At 39.2% G+C, this 16,555-nt stretch carries 14 protein-coding genes; 6 read left to right on the plus strand and 8 right to left on the minus strand.

The annotated features are described in order from the left end of the window. Positions 1 to 39 precede the first annotated feature (39 nt). The 4 genes from folK to mazG all read right to left on the minus strand — a co-directional run bounded on the left by folK (position 40) and on the right by mazG (position 3,322). Positions 40 to 528 carry a 2-amino-4-hydroxy-6-hydroxymethyldihydropteridine diphosphokinase gene (gene folK / locus IEV17_RS15045; protein WP_004664188.1) on the minus strand — a complete coding sequence of 163 codons (489 nt, stop codon included), beginning with the start codon at positions 526 to 528 and terminating at the stop codon, positions 40 to 42. Continuing rightward, positions 525 to 1,979, minus strand: coding sequence for a polynucleotide adenylyltransferase PcnB (gene pcnB / locus IEV17_RS15050; RefSeq protein WP_004664186.1), 1,455 nt, complete (start codon positions 1,977 to 1,979; stop codon positions 525 to 527). Before pcnB ends, folK begins: the two co-directional genes overlap by 4 nt. Before the next feature lie 139 nt (positions 1,980 to 2,118). Then, on the minus strand, positions 2,119 to 2,547 hold the full coding sequence (locus IEV17_RS15055) for a ComEA family DNA-binding protein (RefSeq protein WP_004664185.1): 429 nt from the start codon (positions 2,545 to 2,547) through the stop codon (positions 2,119 to 2,121). Continuing rightward, on the minus strand, positions 2,516 to 3,322 hold the full coding sequence (gene mazG, locus IEV17_RS15060; protein WP_004664184.1) for a nucleoside triphosphate pyrophosphohydrolase: 807 nt from the start codon (positions 3,320 to 3,322) through the stop codon (positions 2,516 to 2,518). The genes IEV17_RS15055 and mazG overlap by 32 nt, the downstream gene beginning before the upstream one ends. Before the next feature lie 93 nt (positions 3,323 to 3,415). On the opposite strand from mazG, the gene IEV17_RS15065 reads away from it, so the two are divergent. The 5 genes from IEV17_RS15065 to IEV17_RS15085 all read left to right on the plus strand — a co-directional run bounded on the left by IEV17_RS15065 (position 3,416) and on the right by IEV17_RS15085 (position 7,894). Beyond that, complete coding sequence (locus IEV17_RS15065) at positions 3,416 to 4,189, plus strand: SDR family oxidoreductase (RefSeq protein ID WP_004664183.1); 774 nt, start codon at positions 3,416 to 3,418, stop codon at positions 4,187 to 4,189. A gap of 201 nt (positions 4,190 to 4,390) precedes the next feature. After that, complete coding sequence (locus IEV17_RS15070; protein WP_004664182.1) at positions 4,391 to 5,761, plus strand: COG3014 family protein; 1,371 nt, start codon at positions 4,391 to 4,393, stop codon at positions 5,759 to 5,761. A gap of 18 nt (positions 5,762 to 5,779) precedes the next feature. Further along, positions 5,780 to 6,187, plus strand: coding sequence for a DUF1425 domain-containing protein (locus IEV17_RS15075; protein ID WP_004664180.1), 408 nt, complete (start codon positions 5,780 to 5,782; stop codon positions 6,185 to 6,187). Between the two features lie 29 nt (positions 6,188 to 6,216). Then, positions 6,217 to 6,819: a penicillin-binding protein activator LpoB gene (gene lpoB, locus IEV17_RS15080; protein WP_004664178.1), complete on the plus strand. Its 603-nt coding sequence runs from the start codon at positions 6,217 to 6,219 to the stop codon at positions 6,817 to 6,819. Between the two features lie 73 nt (positions 6,820 to 6,892). Further along, on the plus strand, positions 6,893 to 7,894 hold the full coding sequence (locus IEV17_RS15085; protein WP_004664176.1) for a CsgG/HfaB family protein: 1,002 nt from the start codon (positions 6,893 to 6,895) through the stop codon (positions 7,892 to 7,894). A gap of 102 nt (positions 7,895 to 7,996) precedes the next feature. Here IEV17_RS15085 and IEV17_RS15090 read toward each other — a convergent pair whose 3' ends face one another. From IEV17_RS15090 to cysM, 4 genes are all read right to left on the minus strand, one after another. Then, a complete protein-coding gene (locus IEV17_RS15090) occupies positions 7,997 to 10,303 on the minus strand; it encodes a RelA/SpoT family protein (protein ID WP_004664174.1) in 2,307 nt (768 codons plus the stop codon). 31 nt (positions 10,304 to 10,334) lie between these two features. Continuing rightward, positions 10,335 to 11,744: a 23S rRNA (uracil(1939)-C(5))-methyltransferase RlmD gene (gene rlmD, locus IEV17_RS15095; RefSeq protein ID WP_004664173.1), complete on the minus strand. Its 1,410-nt coding sequence runs from the start codon at positions 11,742 to 11,744 to the stop codon at positions 10,335 to 10,337. A gap of 9 nt (positions 11,745 to 11,753) precedes the next feature. Continuing rightward, positions 11,754 to 12,575, minus strand: a complete 822-nt coding sequence (locus tag IEV17_RS15100; protein WP_004664171.1) for a 3'-5' exonuclease — start codon at positions 12,573 to 12,575, stop codon at positions 11,754 to 11,756. 89 nt (positions 12,576 to 12,664) lie between these two features. Beyond that, positions 12,665 to 13,588: a cysteine synthase CysM gene (gene cysM, locus IEV17_RS15105; RefSeq protein ID WP_004664170.1), complete on the minus strand. Its 924-nt coding sequence runs from the start codon at positions 13,586 to 13,588 to the stop codon at positions 12,665 to 12,667. A gap of 149 nt (positions 13,589 to 13,737) precedes the next feature. Between cysM and IEV17_RS15110 the strand changes: the two genes are divergently transcribed. Continuing rightward, positions 13,738 to 16,548 carry a GacS-like sensor histidine kinase gene (locus tag IEV17_RS15110; protein ID WP_004664168.1) on the plus strand — a complete coding sequence of 937 codons (2,811 nt, stop codon included), beginning with the start codon at positions 13,738 to 13,740 and terminating at the stop codon, positions 16,546 to 16,548. The last annotated feature ends 7 nt before the right edge of the window (positions 16,549 to 16,555 follow it).

Consider the following 16,555-nt stretch of genomic DNA (forward strand, 5'->3'; position numbering starts at 1 on the left):
GATGATATCCTCTGCAGGCATTTCCAGAACGAAACAATCTTACGCAGTTGCCCAAGATTGATCTGCGATTACAGTCAAGTTTGCTTGCTGCACTAGTTCTAAATCTTTTAATGAGTGCCCATTTAACTGTAAATGAGCATCTAAATCTAATAAGGGAAGGATCACAAAATCACGTTCTAAAATACCAATATGTGGTACGGTCAAACGTTCATTTTGAATCTGCTCTTGACCATAAATCAATAGATCTAAATCAAGCGTGCGCTCTCCCCATCGCCTTAAACGAATACGACCTGCTTCTTGCTCAAATTGTTGTAATTGGTCTAATAAGGCAAGTGCTTCAAGTGTCGTGTCCAATTGAACAACGGCATTTAGATAATTTGGCTGGTCCTGAGGACCCATCGGTGGACTTTGATAAAGCCTTGAAACTTTTACCGAACCTAAACTAGCCAACTTCACAACAGCTTCGCTAAGAAGCTGTTGTGAATCACCTAAGTTACTGCCTAAACCGATATAGGTACGAATAGTCATTGCGTCGGTCCAAAAACCACTTGGCTCAGATCACGTTGTACACGCTTACGCTTAAGGATCGGATGATCTGCATTGATTTGTCCAGAAATGGCAGTCGCTTTTTCAATAAAACGGCTAGTTGATTCATCTGCTCTAACACGTTCTTTCTTGGCACGGCGGCTTCTCGGCTCAGGGACATTCACCAAAGGCTCAATCTCAGTGGTCTTTGGCTCATCAACTTCAACTGTCTTACGACGTGTTTTACTACGTTGACGGTTGTACTGACGAATTGCGACTTCTTTCTGATCGATTGACATTTCTTGGTAAGCTTCCCACCAAATACCCATGCCTTCGGTACTGCTATCACCTGATTTCTCACGTAACAACAAGAAGTCAAAGCCTGCACGGAAACGTGCATGTCCAGCTAAAGCTTCAATTTGCTGTGGTTTTGGATTAAGCAAACGGGTTTGCATTTCCCATACTTCACGAATGAAAGTTTCAGCAAAACGGGGAATAATGGTACGTGTGGCTTGACGTTTCAATACATCTAAACCAGCTTGGGCACGTGCTTCAGCAGGAACAACACCTTTATTTAAATAAAAATCACAACGCTCTAAGAATGGCTTCCACAACAATACTGCATAAAAAAATGCGGGATTAATAGTCTTACCAATTTGAATTCGTTGATCAGTATTTTTAGCTGCACGTTCGATGAAAGCTGTTAGATTTGGAGGAATTTCAGCAAATAATTGCTTCCAAACACCAAACTCAATCAGCATCGGCAAAACGCGTGCAAGATGCCCCATAGTAAATAATTTTTGAGACTCATCGTATAATCGATGAGGCGAAACGTCACGTAACAGTTGCGTCATTTCAACATCAAAAACATCAATAATCGATTGATCAATTTGGAAGTTGAGTTTCGCAGCAAAACGTAAAGCACGTAACATCCGAACAGGATCTTCTTCAAATCGCTGTGCAGGCTCACCTAAAAAACGCAAAGTACGCGTTTTAATATCATCAACTGCATGACAAAAATCTAACACGATCGCTTGGCGCGGTTGATAATACAAAGTATTAATTGAGAAATCTCGACGCGCAAAATCTTGCTCAATTGTTCCCCAATTATTATCTCGCAGGATCATACCAGAAGCACTGGTGACTGCTTTTTTGGGAGGAGCGCGGAAAGTTGCGACTTCAATCAGTTCGCGACCAGAATAAACATGTGCTAATTCGAAACGTCGACCAATAATTCGGCAACGTCGACCAAAAACTTCTTTCACTTGTGCTGGTGTTGCATTGGTGACAGCATCAAAATCCTTAGGATTAAGACCTAACATCATATCGCGAACACCGCCGCCCACAATATATGCCTCATAGCCCGCTTTCGTTAGGCTATCGATTACATCTAATATTGAAGAAGGGAGTTGGGCTGTGGACAAACCACATTTTGACGCACGCAAAGTTTGCAAAAGACACTGTCTCCTACGTCAGGACGTAAATAACAATTTGTCGCTAATCATAGCTCTAACACACTCAAAGGGCAATTTATTCTGTTGAAGTTTCAACAGATCAGTATGTTTTAATTGCAATATCATCTTTATTTTTATCCTATAATCCTAAGCGTGCTTTATTTTTTTCAAGCAATTTTGGACCAATTCCTTTGACATTGACCAACTCGTCCACCGTTTTAAAACCACCATTCTTTTGGCGATATTCAACAATTGCCTGAGCCTTTTTCTCACCAACGCCATTTAAAGTCTGTAACTGCTGTAAATTTGCTTGGTTCAAACTAATCTTATCTCCCTGAATATTGACAGGGGATGAAACTTGCTGAGAGCTTTTCTGTGGTGTAGGTCTTGATAAATAATAATTATTGTTAGGCTGCTTCGCTAATTGCTGATCACGTGCTTGTTGTTGAGCTTTCCATTTTTCATAGGATTGATCAAATGGTTGTGCACTCACACAATCAAAGCAGCTTAAAAATATAAAAATAAACAGAATAAAGTTATGTTTGCTGCTTGGTTGCGGCAAATTCATTGGATTTCCCCTGAAGTTTTAAGTGTCGTTTTGCTTGCTCCCATAGTTCATCCATTTCTGCCAAACTCATTTCTTGCAAGTCTTTATTTTGTCTTTGTGCTTGTTGTTCAATATATGCAAATCGGCTTCTAAATTTATGAATCGTTGCCAATAATGCAGTCTCACTCGACACGCCAAGTTTACGTCCTACGTTAATTAAAGAAAATAGACAATCTCCAAACTCTTCTTGTATTTCATCAGCTTTTTGAGTTTTTATTGCCTCTTGTAATTCCTCTAATTCCTCATTTAACTTCCCATAAGCATCTTCAACTGTTTCAAAATCAAAACCCAGCTGCGCTGCTTTTTTTTGAATCTCATGTGCCTGTACCAATGCTGGCGCATGTTTCACTTCATCTAGTCGAGATTGAGCCTTACCTTGTTTTTCTTGTTGCTTAATTTTTTTCCATAATTCACTGACTTGTTCTGGATCTAAATTTTGATATTTTTCAGCTTGAAATACATGTGGATGTCGACGAATTAATTTTTCACTAATCGCATCGACCACATCATGAAAATTAAATGCACCTTGTTCACTATACATCTGAGATTGGAACACGACCTGCAATAACAAATCGCCTAACTCATTACGAATTTCATTTAGATCCCCCTCTCGAATCGCAGCTTCTACCTCATAGGCTTCTTCGATCGCATAACGCGTCAAACTATTTGGTGTTTGTTGTTGATCCCATGGGCACTTTTGTCTTAATTCGTGCATGATTTCTAATAACTTTTCCATGAATTTCTCCAAATACACCAAATTGTTGCAGCCTGAACCTGCTTATGCGTAATATACGCCGATTAAAGAAATATGATAAAGCAAGGGAAAGTAATGCAACATAGCGTATTTATCAGTGGGGCCGCACAAGGAATTGGTGCTGAGATCGCACGTATGTTTTATCGACAAGGTTATAAAGTCGGTATATATGATATTAACGATGAACAAGCGCGACAATTAGCCGATGAACTTGGGGAAAATGCGAAAGCGGGCTATCTCGATGTAAGCAACTTTCGTCAATGGCAAATCGCTTTACAAGACTTTAATAATTGGGCTGGTGAACTCAATATTTTAATTAATAACGCTGGCATCCTATATTCAGGTGCATTTGAAAACACCCCAATCCAATCTCATCATCGTACCATCGACATCAATGTAAAAGGTGTTTTTAATGGTTGCCATGTTGCCTTACCTCACCTACAAAAAGCCAGTTTTGCTCGTGTAATTAATCTTTCTTCAGCTTCAGCAATTTATGGACAAGCAGATTTAGCCTCATATTCAGCAAGTAAGTTTGCTGTTCGTGGTTTAACAGAAGCTTTAGACGTCGAGTGGCAGAAATATAATATTCGTGTGCTTGATGTAATGCCTTTATTTGTACAAACCAATATGGTGAAGAATATGGATGCGGGCAGTATTCAAAATATTGGCGTAGATTTAACCCCCGCTGATGTAGCAAAACAAGTATTACATCTAGCACAACAAAAAGATCACGCCTTGATTCCAACACACACTCCTATAGGAATTAAAACTAAATTGATGTATCAATTGTCGAGCATCAGCCCACAGTTTTTAAATCGATTGACCAATATTTTTTTATCAAAAAGATAATTTAAAAGATTCATTCAAATAATATTTGAATGAATCAAAATAAACATTATGTTTCAAAAACTTATACTAATAAAAAAATCTTTTACTTTATAAAATAAAAATATTTATTAAATATCTTCTTAAATTCCTGTTAATTATTTAGAACTTTTTGTATATTTGCGTAATTTTTTAATACAGTTTTTATTTTTTATAGGGGTATATATGTCATCTTTATTATTAAAACCAAAGCTTTCATTCTTATTCATCAGCTGCATGAGTTTGTCGATTTCTGGTCTAACAACTCAAGTACATGCTGGTTTATTTGATAACTATACGGACACGGCTCAAAATTTTCGTTCATCACTGACTCAACCGATATCGACGCCAACACAAGAATTATTTGAAAAAAAAGCTAAAAGTAATGATGCAGCATTATATCTATTAGAAAAAGCGCGTTTAGAACAAGCAAACAAACAATATGAAGCTAGTAAGCAAACTTTTGAAAATGCATTTGAATTGTTAGATGCTCAAAATAATAAAGCGACAATTAGCGCTTCTAAATTAGGTTTTAAGGCACTTTCCCTCGTGAGTAATGATAGCGTAGCACCTTATAAGATTCCTGAATATGAACAGGTATTAGCACATGTTTACCAATCGATAAACTATCTAGCTTTAAATAATACTGAGGGTGCGGCTGTTGAAATGCGTGTAGCGCAACGTATTCAACGCGAAATTGAATTAGCTCATAGCAAAGAAGCAGAAAAAGCAACAGCCAAAGCTCAAAATGATAATTCTGCTCCAGCTGAATACGATGAAGCTTTAGCTGGACTAAATACAATTGCGGGTAAAGTAAAAAACACGTATCAAAATGCGTATGCATTTTATATGGCGGCAACCTTATGGGAAGCTTTGGGTGAAAAAAATGATGCTTTAGTTGATTATAAAAAAGCATATGAACTACAGCCAAATGATTTTATTAAAAATGATGTAAAACGACTAGATAACGGTGCAAACAAAGCAAATGCTCAATATCCTGTCGTTATTTTCCTGGAGCAAGGATTAGTTCCTCAAAAAATTTCTTCGACCTTAGCAATTCCAACACCAAATGGATTAGTGAATATCTCATTTGCAAGCTATGACCCTTCAACCTATATCACACCAAGACAGGTCGATATCGCAGTGAATGGGAAAACCGTTGCAAATACAGCATTACTTACTGATATTGGTGCATTGGCTGTAAAAACACTAAAAGAAAATATTGCCGCTAATCTCACAACTCAAATTGCACGTTCTACAGCGAAATACGCTGTACAAAAAGAACTGGGCAATCGTTTAGGCGTATTTGGACAACTTGCAGGCAATGTCTATAACACTGCCACAGAAAAAGCAGATGTTCGTGCATGGAATACCCTCCCAAGCAATGCACAAGTCACTCGCCTTTTACTCCCTGTTGGTAGTCATACCATTCAACTTAAAAACAACTATGCAAACCAATCGATCAATATTGAAGTGAAAGCTAATCAGACGACCTTTATTCATGGTATCGAAACCAACCAACAAATTGTCGCTGATAGCTTCAGTATCGCTAAATAATAACTTGAGTAAAACATAATGAAACAACGCCTTTTACCCATAATTCTGTGTAGCTTTAGCCTTGGCTTAACTGCATGTACAGCACCAAATGCGATGCGTACACAAACAGACCCAAATACTGGTGCAAGCAATGTCAGAACCATGACAGGTAATCCTATTCTCGCAACCCGTATTGGTGTCAATCGAATCAATATGGTCAGTCTTGGAGATATTAAAAAAGCATCACTCGCCTTAAAAAATGGTTGGTTCTACGCACAATCTTTTGAATACAAAGTTGTTTGGTTTGATGCCAATGGAACAGAAATCAATCCAGAAGGTGCAACTTGGAAACCAATCACATTACAAGGGCGTGAAGTAAAAACTGTTCAGTCTGTCGCACCCAATCCAAGTGGTGTTGATGTACTGATTTACATGAAAAAAGATTAACCAATAGATTCTTGATCAGGGGGAAATATATGAAACTTCGCACTTTAGCTTTAGCAACAACAATCAGCACAATCGCTTTTGTGAGTGGTTGCACATCACAATCAGTCTCTTATGGCGATGCACAGGCAACTGAAACACTTACTAAAGATTTTGGATCAACTGATCTTCAACAAATCGCTGCAAAAATGGTTGATGACATGTTGGCATTTCCACCTGTCATTGAAATGACTCAGTCTCGTCGCCCTGTGCTCTTCGTCGATCGCATTAAAAATAAAACTCAAGAGCACATTGATACTGAATCAATCACGGATACGATCCAAACTAAACTCATCAATTCTGGAAAATTCCGTTTTGTAGATATGACTTCTGTTGGCGCTATGGCCGATCAACTGGTATATCAACAACAGAGTGGTATGGTAGACAAACGAACAGCTGTTAAAACGGGTTCGCAAATTGCTGCTGAATACATGTTAAACGGTAATTTATCGAGTATCGTGAAAAACTCAGGTGGTAAGAGTGATGTTTATTATAAATTCACGTTTAAATTACAAAATCTAAAAACAGGAATTGTTGAATGGACGAGTGAAAAAGAAATTCGTAAATCTGCGAAACGTTCGACATTTGGTTTATAAACTCTTTAAAAATTAAACCTGATACACAGTATTCCTGTGTTATCAGGTCTTTTGGTTAGAATGATAGATAACGATGAAATCTTTACTTTATGCAGCTTTATTCTGCCTCACAATAACGCATTCAGCCTATGCTGCTTTACAAGAAATTATGAAAGAAGCCACAGGCAGTGGCCCTACGCAACAACAAGCAATTGCCGAAGCTTTGCTCATCGCAGCACAATCTGTGAATGGAACTAGTGTCACTTCACGTACAGATCTGACTGAAGAAGTGAACATGGTCGTAACAAACAATCATTGGAGCTACCAAGGAAAAACCTCTCCTGTTTTTAGTATTGAAACACAAGGTACCAGTGCAATTAATCGTTTTCAGGTGCTGAGTGTATCTGGTTCTGGTAAAAACTATCGCGCGAAAGTCCGTGCTTATGTCAGCAAGTTTCAATCAAGTGTAGCGGATCAACACTTACGCCGTATTGCGGTTATGCCATTTCAATATAACTATTCAAAAACTCAACTCACAGATGGCAGTGATGCTGATGACTTTGTGACAGAAGTTGCCGATCTAATTGGTACTCAGCTATCAAACTCACGCCAGCTCAGTTTAGTCAGCCGTGACTATATTGAGGAGATGGCAACTGAAAATGCATTTCTTCGTTGGGATGGTGCACCAGCAGAAATGGCAAGACTTGGGCAAAAAGTGGGTGCTGACTATATTTTAGTTGGACGGATCAATGAAGCAAAAACGACTCAAGGACGTTCATTTTATGGCGCTGTTCCAGCTGGGCAACAAGCAATCCGTCTAAATTGGCGAGTGATTGAGGTGAATACAGGGAAAGTTGCTGCTGCAGGAACTGTAAATCAACAGCAACGCCAATCTCTAGGAGAGCTTATTCATAATTCACAATCTACAACCTCATCAGACTTACTCGCACAACAAATAAGTAATGATGTCTTAAATGGCTTGTCTTTAATGCCGATCAGTTACTCTCAACAAAATTCGACACAAGTCGAGAGTTCAGAACCACTGTCGGATGCTGAACTTACACCAGGTTCGAGTGAAAAACCGATTCGTTGGTGATCGAATAATCTGTGTATATTCAACTTATGAATTTTTGTTGATGCAAAAAAAAGAACACTTTAAATTAATTTAAAGTGTTCTTTTTTATAAAGATAATACCAACTAACTCCCTTGAACCAATCGTCGTGCGCTGATAATGCCCGGCTGCTGCTCTAAACGAGCTAAAAGACGAGACAATTGCGCCAAACCTTTCACTTCAATCAGTAACTTCATATTGGCAATCCCATCTGCCTCAGAAATCGTATTCACCTGACGAATGTTTATTTGATCTGAGAAAATCACTTGCGTGAGGTCTTTAAGTAGACCACGACGATCATAGGCTTCAACCACAATTTGCACACTCTGACCACGCGTTGGTTGCATTTCCCAATCCGCTTCAACAGCACGTTCAGGCTCTTGTGTGGTCATACGTAAATAATCTGGACAAGCAACCTTATGGATACTGACACCACGATTTAAAGTGATATAGCCCCCAATCGACTCACCATGTACAGGTTGACAACACTGTGCAATATGCAATTCAACATTATCCAAACCGTCAATCAAAATCCCATGCGCAGATAAGGTATGGCTGGCACGTGGATTTAAGGCAGGTTTTAAGACCAGTTCAGGCTCATCTTGATCCAAGTGCATCTGACGATTTACTTGATTCATCAAGGCATGCAAACTGATATCACCGCTGACCAATGCAACTAAAATATCATCGCCAGATTTCAGATTAAAGTGAGATGAATAGTCTTTAAGATCGATACTTTTAGGGTGAATTGCTAACCGTGCCAACTCTTTATTAAGTAACTCACGCCCCACCTCAACATTCTTACTACGATCTTGTTGTCTAAACCAATGGCGTAACTTGTCACGCGCACGAGCAGTTTTGATATAACCTAAAGAGTTCACCAACCAATCACGGTTCGGTTCACGATCTTTTTTGGTTAAAATCTCAACTTGTTCACCCGTCTTCAACGTATAGGTTAATGGCACATAACGTTGATTGACACGTGCTGCATAACACTTATTACCTACCTCAGTATGTACATGGTAAGCAAAATCTAAAACCGTTGAACCTCGTGGCAATTCTTTAATATCACCATCACGACTAAACACATAGATTTTTTCAAAATTTTCAAAATCTTGAATTTGATCTATACCGTTTGACTCTTCATCCTCGCCATGTGGTGTGGTTTCGGTACGCTCTTGATAATGTTCCAATACCGCACGTAAAGAATGTAGACGATGATTAAATGAATGATCGGTATTTTTTGCACCTTCTTTATAATTAAAATGCGAACAAACGCCCAGTTCGGCTTCATTATGCATTTCAAAGGTACGAATTTGTACTTCTAAAGACTTATTTTCAGCAATCACTGCTGTGTGTAATGAACGATAGCCGTTGGCTTTTGGATTGGTGACATAGTCATCAAACTGGTTCGGGATATGACGCCACAACTGATGCACAATACCTAAAGCGTGATAACAGTCTGGTACACTTTTTACCAATACACGCACTGCACGAATATCATAAAGCTGATCAAAACTCAGATTTTTGCTTTTCATTTTTCGATAAATCGAATAAATGTGCTTCACTCGTCCAGTGATTTCCGCCTGAATATGATGCATACCCAGTTCAGTCTTTAGCTTATCAATCACAAACTGAATATATTGCTCTCGCTCTAAACGTTTTTCATTCAGCAACGATGCAATTTCTTTATAACGCTCAGGTGCCAAATAACGGAAAGCGAGATCTTCTAATTCCCATTTTAGCTGTGCAATACCTAATCGATGTGCAAGTGGTGAATAGATTGTTAAAATCTCGCGTGCAACGCGTTCTTGACGTTCTTTACTTGCAGTGGCTAATTCACGTAAAGCATAAGTACGTTCAGCCAATTTGATCAAAACGACGCGTACATCTTCTGTCACTGAAATCAGCATTTTATAAATGCCGTTTAAATGCTCACGCTGATTGTTATTAAAATGATCTTCTAAACGTTTATTTTTTTCAATCAATTCAGAGAGCTTACCCATCGCAAGCGTGCCTTGTACAAGACCAAGTACCTGTTCGCCGAATTGTTGTTGAATATCCTCTAAAGTAATTAAACCTTCGCGCACACTTCGATACAACACTGCCGCTGACAATGTGTCTTCATCAACATGTAAATGCGCCAAAATATCAGCCATACCAATACCTGTACTAAAGGTATTGCTACGATGATGAACCGTGGTTTCTAATTCTTTTGCCAAGGTCAGCTCTGCAACTTTTTGAAGTTGCTTTAGCTCTGCCCCATCCAAAATATCACGCACTCGATCTAGCCAAGAGACCAGACCACTTTGCGCTTCAGCGGCATGTTCTACAGTCGTTTCCTCTGACAACTCATGGAGTCGTCCAGGTAACTGCTCACGTACTGTGACCATACCATTCTCCTCTGGATATGTAACTCATTCTCTAATCGTTTATCTCTTGGGTCTTTTCAAATTGCGCAATTTTTTCAAACAAGGCAATTGATTCAACATGCTCAGTATGGGTAAACATATCCATTACTGCCGCTTTTTTAAGTTGATAACCATATTGTGCCAGTACACCCGCATCCCTTGCCAGTGTTGATGGATTACATGAAACATAAACGATTCTTTTTGCTCCAAAATTAGGTACATATTGCATAACCTCAAACGCACCTGATCGAGGAGGATCAATTAATAATGCATCAAATCCCTGTTTTGCCCAAGAATGATGCGAAAAGTCTTTTGTTAAATCTTGTGAAAAGAACAATGCCTGAGACAATTGATTTGCTTTCGCATTCTCAGTTGCCCGTTGTACCATCTCATCACTTGCTTCAACACCAACGACCTGACCTGTCTCACCAACACAACGTGCTAAAGGTAAGGAAAAATTACCCAGTCCACAAAATAGGTCGAGCACTCTCTCCCCTTTCTGTAAATCTAGCAATTCACATGCCAAGTGAATCATCTTTGCATTTACATCACTATTTACTTGAGTAAAGTCTAAAGGTGAAAATGCAAATTTAACCGCAAACTCATCCAGACTGTAGTGCAAACGCATAGGTGCTTGAGCATCATCAACACGATGTAAACTATCTGCGCCCTTAGGTTGCAAATACAACTGCCAATCCTTTAGTAACGCAAATTGACGTAATTGGTTGACATCCGACACATTTAATTCATCCAAGTGGCGAATCAATAACGCTGTCTCGGTATCACCCATTGCTAATTCTATATGACCAATGTGGGCTTTGCCTGTTAGACTTTCGAGTAGTTTTCTCAACTCCACCAAACTTTCGGACAAGCGCTGATCAAGAACATGACACTGCTGAATCGGTGTTAAATGATTACTGTGATGCTCACGAAAGCCCATCACCAAACGATTTTGTTTCGCAATATAGCGAACGCCCACTCGAGCACGACGGCGATAATCTATTTTTTCAGAGCGGATTGGATCTAACCATTGTTCTGGTTGTAAACCAGCAAAATGTTGTAAATGTGACTTCAATACATTCTGTTTTAATAAAATCTGTTCGTCTGGATGAATATGTTGCAAGCTACAGCCACCACAGACCCCAAAATGCGGACAAATCGGATCAACTCGCCCCACAGCCGCATCACTTTCTAGCTTAACCATATCCGCTTCTTCTAAACGCGAAGTTTGATTGCTAATCTTGGCTTGTACTGTTTCACCCACGAGAGCATAACGAATAAAAACCTTCTTACCATGCTTTTCTTTTGGATGATCAGGATGCGTTCCATAATGCGCAATCCCTCGCCCCTCATGAGAAAAAGCTTCGATTTGAAAGGTATATGTTGGATATTGAGCTGGGCGCTGTTTCGCTTTATGTTTCAAAAGATCAACCTAATTTTTTGGCGCAAACGTATTTGCGGTAAATACAGTATATTGCGATGTTTGTTGCCATACCTGTAAGAATTCTGTTTGTTGCGTTTGAGTTTGTAAATAATCGATCGTGGTTTGAAGCCAATGCTGATGATCATGTTGATTAAGCTGCCCTTTAAGCAACAACCAACGTAAATAGATCAACCATGTATTTAAAACATCACCTTCACAATAACTGCTCAGTTTTAACCATTGTTCAGTACGTACATACTCTGGCACATGATAACCAGTCTCACCACGTTTCCCAGGTAATCCTAAAAGGCAAGCAACATCATCAAGTTTTTGAAAATTTCGACCATTAAACATTGCCATCACATCCATCAAATCGACATGACGATGGTGATAACGGTTTTGATAGTTATTGAAACGCTTTTGGTTATCAATTTCACCCTGATCAAATAAACTTGACGCAGACAAACCATGATACATGGCACGGAATAAAATCACAGGCAGATCAAATTGCGAACCATTCCAACTGATTAATGTGGGTTGCTTCTTATCAAAAATAGATAAAAATTTAGTCAACATCTCAGCTTCTGTATTTTGCTCCTGACTAAATGAAAAAAGTCGAACACCTTTTTCATCAATCCACAAACCAGAAATACACACAATTTCATGCAAAGGTAGGCGTTGAAAATCCATACCAGATTCTTGACGGCGAATCTTCGTTAATGCTTGTTCAACATCGGCTTCAGGTAAATCAAGATGATAAAGATGAGCACCCGCCTTTAAATCGGTTAGTGTCTCAATATCAAAAACTAAAATTGGAAAACGTAAATTCATCTTGAAATCTCTTCCAATCCCTCCCAACCTCCCTTTTATAAAGGGAGGAGTTCCCCCTCTTTTTAACAGAGAGGGATTAGGGGGAGATTTTAATCTTGAACTGAAAACAGCCCTGTTGACAAATAACGATCACCTCGGTCACAGATAATGCAGACAATTACAGCATCTGGATGTTCTTCAGCAATTTTAATTGACGCCCAAACTGCACCACCAGAAGAAGTACCTGCACTAATACCTTCAGTACGTGCTAACTTACGCATGGTTTTTTCTGCTTCGATTTGTGGAATATCAATAATTCGATCCACACGACGACGATCAAAAATAGTTGGAAGATATTCTTCCGGCCAACGACGAATACCTGCAATGCTCGAACCATCAGATGGTTGTAAGCCCACAATTTGAATATCAGGGTTCTGTTCTTTTAAATACTTAGAGACTCCCATAATGGTTCCTGTCGTCCCCATCGAACTCACAAAGTGGGTGATTTTTCCGCCCGTTTGCTTCCAGATCTCAGGTCCAGTTGTGAGGTAATGCGCCTCTACATTGTCTGGATTACCAAATTGATTTAGGACAAAACCTTTGCCCTCAGCCTGCATTTGTAAAGCTAAATCGCGTGCGCCTTCCATACCTTGCTGTTGAGTCACTTCGATTAACTCAGCACCATAAGCCAACATTGCATCTTTACGTTCTTGACTCATGTTATTTGGCATGATCAGCTTCATTTTATAACCACGCATGGCTGCAACCATGGCTAAAGCAATGCCAGTGTTACCACTAGTGGCTTCAATTAAAGTATCACCAGGTTGAATTTGTCCACGCTTCTCTGCTTGAACAATCATGTTATAAGCAGGGCGATCTTTGACTGAGCCAGCAGGATTATTACCTTCTAATTTCGCTAATACGGTAGCTTGAGTATGACTTGCTAAACGTTGCAAACGCACTAAAGGGCTTTTACCGACATAATAGTCTAGTAAAAATTCATCTGCTAAAAAATCAGTTTGCGTATTCGTCATGATCGACACCGATATTAAGGTGGCGACTATTGTATGAAAAAATAAGAAATACTGCACCTTTTCACTATGCTTTTTATTGGCTAGCCAATACCTCTGATTTCGGCAAAGCATGATAAGATGTTTCACAGAATGATAAATCTGACCGCGCTATGTCAAATTTCAATAAAACCCTATCTAAACGCTTACGGCTCAATCATGCTTATGGACAATTGATTGCACTTATTTTAGTGCCAATCGCCGTTCTAACAGGAGTTGGTATTTTATGGGTTCTATCTGAAACCACCAGTGCAGCAAAACAGCAACAATATTCAGATGCTTCTGCGATTTTAGCTCGCTACCATCAAACCGCAGAAAAATTGCTGCAACTGGTACAACAGCACCCCGATCAATATGATCGCGCTCAAAACATTATGCAAAAAATGTTTGATGAGAAAAACTTACAACGCGCTGTCATTATTGATAATCAAGGGCAAACCTATCTCAGTGTTGGTTATCAAAATAATCGTTTTTGGCCAACTTTTCCAAATAACAGTAATTTTTTTGGTCCAATCGCACATAACCACAACAGCATCTATGGTGCAAAATTGGCCGGTGGTAATAACGAATCAATTTGGCTCATGATTGAATTAGACAATCAGCCACTTGAGTTAGCTCGCTATAAAATTCTATTAGCCTTGGTCGTGACTGGACTAATTACCCTATTACTTTTATTACTCTGTTTAAACGTATTTTCAAGAATTTGGCTTGCTCCACTCTATGAAATTCGCATGCAAATGCAACGCTTAAATGCAGATACACTTGATCAGCATATCGTGGTGAACAGTACAGGTGAGTTACGCTTACTCCAGCGTGATATTGCCAATGTAGTCAAACGTTTACATTTTAGCTTCTTGGAGTTGAAAGAGCATACTGAACAAACAGAAGAGGATTTACGTCGTACCTTAGATACACTCGAAGTCCAAAATATTACTTATCGTCAAGCACGTGACCAAGCAATTTCATCGAATCAATCTAAATCAGTCTTTTTAGCCAATATCAGTCATGAACTTAGAACACCTCTCAACAGTATTGACGGTTTTATTCACCTCTTACTGCGTCAGCAAAACTTAAGTAATGAACAGAATCTGTATCTTCAAACTATTCGTAAATCTTCAGCTCACCTTTTAGCACTCATTAATGATGTCCTCGATTTTTCTAAAATTGATGCAGGTAAATTAGAGCTCGAAACAGCGCCATTTGATTTGGAAGAAGCTATTTTTGATGTGATGGATATGCTTTCTCCGCTTGCAGCGCAAAAACATATCAATATGGCATTTTACTATGCTGAGAATATCCCACAGCATGTGGTTGGCGATGCCTTACGTTTTAAACAAATTCTGACCAACCTCATTTCCAACGCCATTAAGTTCACTCCAGATGGAGAAATCATCGTTCGTGTACGCATGGAAGATGATGATATTGGACAATGCCTATTACATTTCAGCGTTCAAGATAGTGGTATTGGTCTCAGTGGTACCGACCGTAAAAAATTATTTGAATCATTCTCTCAAGGCGATGCTTCCGTTACTCGTCAATTTGGTGGTACAGGATTAGGCTTAGCGATTTCCAAACAACTTGTTCATTTGATGCATGGTCAAATTGGCTTTGAAGACAACCAAGAACGTGCCCCAACAGAAAAAGGTTCAACCTTTTGGTTTACGGCTTCATTTAAAGTGGATGAACAAGATGAATTTGTTGAGCATCCACATTTTGATCATTTACAAGTGGTCTCTTACCTTGCCCATCCTGCCACAGCGAGCGTGCTTCGTTCATATTTAGAAAACTACCGTGTCTCACATATCGAAACACAATCAATTTTGGATTTATTTAGTCGTCTGAATCATTTAAATCAGCAAGAAAATACATGGCTGATTGTCGACCACAGTGGTGATACAGAAGCACTACTCAAAGAAATTCGTCAGCGTTACCAAGGAAACTTAGCCGTTTACGGTTATCAAATGAGCCTTGAGCCGAACATGCTGAATGAATATCGTGCGCGCCCGCTCTACCAACCGTTGAGTCGTCGTGAACTAGTTCAGTTATTAGGAAATCAAGCTATCTTCGAACCAGAACCAGAAAACTTTAATGGTCAAGGATTACATATACTTGCTGTAGACGATCATTTACCTAACTTGATTGTACTGGAAGCATTACTTGGTGAATTGAACGTCACCACTACAAAAGCGCTCAGTGGGCAGAAAGCGATTGATATCATTCAAGCACGTATACAACAAAAATTACCGCCATTTGACTTAGTCTTTATGGACATCCAAATGCCAGTGATGTCAGGAATTGATACAACACGAGCAATTCGTTCCTTAGAGTCAACTTTAGATACAGGCATGCAACTTCCGATTATTGCACTCACTGCACATGCTCTAGCAGACGAGAAGCAAAAATTACTCAAAGTTGGTATGAATGATTACGTAACCAAACCGATTCAAATGGAACAAATCATTCAAATCTTAACGCACTGGACAAAAAACAATTTCTCTTCTCAACCAGCAAATACGGAACAAAAACGTTCGACTGAAACGATTGATCCTCAAATTTTGAATTGGCAACAAAGTGTTCAATTAGCAGCGAACAAAGAAGATCTAGCACAAGATCTATTGAATATGTTGATAGACAGTTTCGATACTGAACTTGCTGAAATGCAACAATTGATTGAAATGGAAGACTTCCCTCAACTGGAACATGTATTGCACCGTCTATATGGTGCTACTCGATACGTAGGAACACCGAATTTGCAACAGGTTTCTGGCGAGTTTGAACAATTCGTTTCAACCCTGCGTAAAGAACGACGTAAAGCAGACGACGGCTTTATTCGGGAAACAAATTATCGCTTTAATGAATTAAATACAGCCATTGAACAGGTGCGACAAGCCGCAAATCTCATCTTACACACCCATGACATTTAATGTGACT

It is taken from the genome of Acinetobacter modestus, from assembly GCF_014636095.1.
Taxonomy (GTDB): Bacteria; Pseudomonadota; Gammaproteobacteria; order Pseudomonadales; family Moraxellaceae; genus Acinetobacter; species Acinetobacter modestus.

Bases quoted from the DNA above. Each gene is read 5' to 3' on its own strand.
- IEV17_RS15090 (WP_004664174.1), bottom strand. From the start codon at position 10,303: ATGGTCACAGTACGTGAGCAGTTACCTGGACGACTCCATGAGTTGTCA.
- IEV17_RS15065 (WP_004664183.1), top strand. From the start codon at position 3,416: ATGCAACATAGCGTATTTATCAGTGGGGCCGCACAAGGAATTGGTGCT.
- IEV17_RS15110 (WP_004664168.1), top strand. From the start codon at position 13,738: ATGTCAAATTTCAATAAAACCCTATCTAAACGCTTACGGCTCAATCAT.
- mazG (WP_004664184.1), bottom strand. From the start codon at position 3,322: ATGGAAAAGTTATTAGAAATCATGCACGAATTAAGACAAAAGTGCCCA.
- IEV17_RS15070 (WP_004664182.1), top strand. From the start codon at position 4,391: ATGTCATCTTTATTATTAAAACCAAAGCTTTCATTCTTATTCATCAGC.
- IEV17_RS15100 (WP_004664171.1), bottom strand. From the start codon at position 12,575: ATGAATTTACGTTTTCCAATTTTAGTTTTTGATATTGAGACACTAACC.
- IEV17_RS15055 (WP_004664185.1), bottom strand. From the start codon at position 2,547: ATGAATTTGCCGCAACCAAGCAGCAAACATAACTTTATTCTGTTTATT.
- lpoB (WP_004664178.1), top strand. From the start codon at position 6,217: ATGAAACTTCGCACTTTAGCTTTAGCAACAACAATCAGCACAATCGCT.
- cysM (WP_004664170.1), bottom strand. From the start codon at position 13,588: ATGACGAATACGCAAACTGATTTTTTAGCAGATGAATTTTTACTAGAC.
- IEV17_RS15075 (WP_004664180.1), top strand. From the start codon at position 5,780: ATGAAACAACGCCTTTTACCCATAATTCTGTGTAGCTTTAGCCTTGGC.
- folK (WP_004664188.1), bottom strand. From the start codon at position 528: ATGACTATTCGTACCTATATCGGTTTAGGCAGTAACTTAGGTGATTCA.
- IEV17_RS15085 (WP_004664176.1), top strand. From the start codon at position 6,893: ATGAAATCTTTACTTTATGCAGCTTTATTCTGCCTCACAATAACGCAT.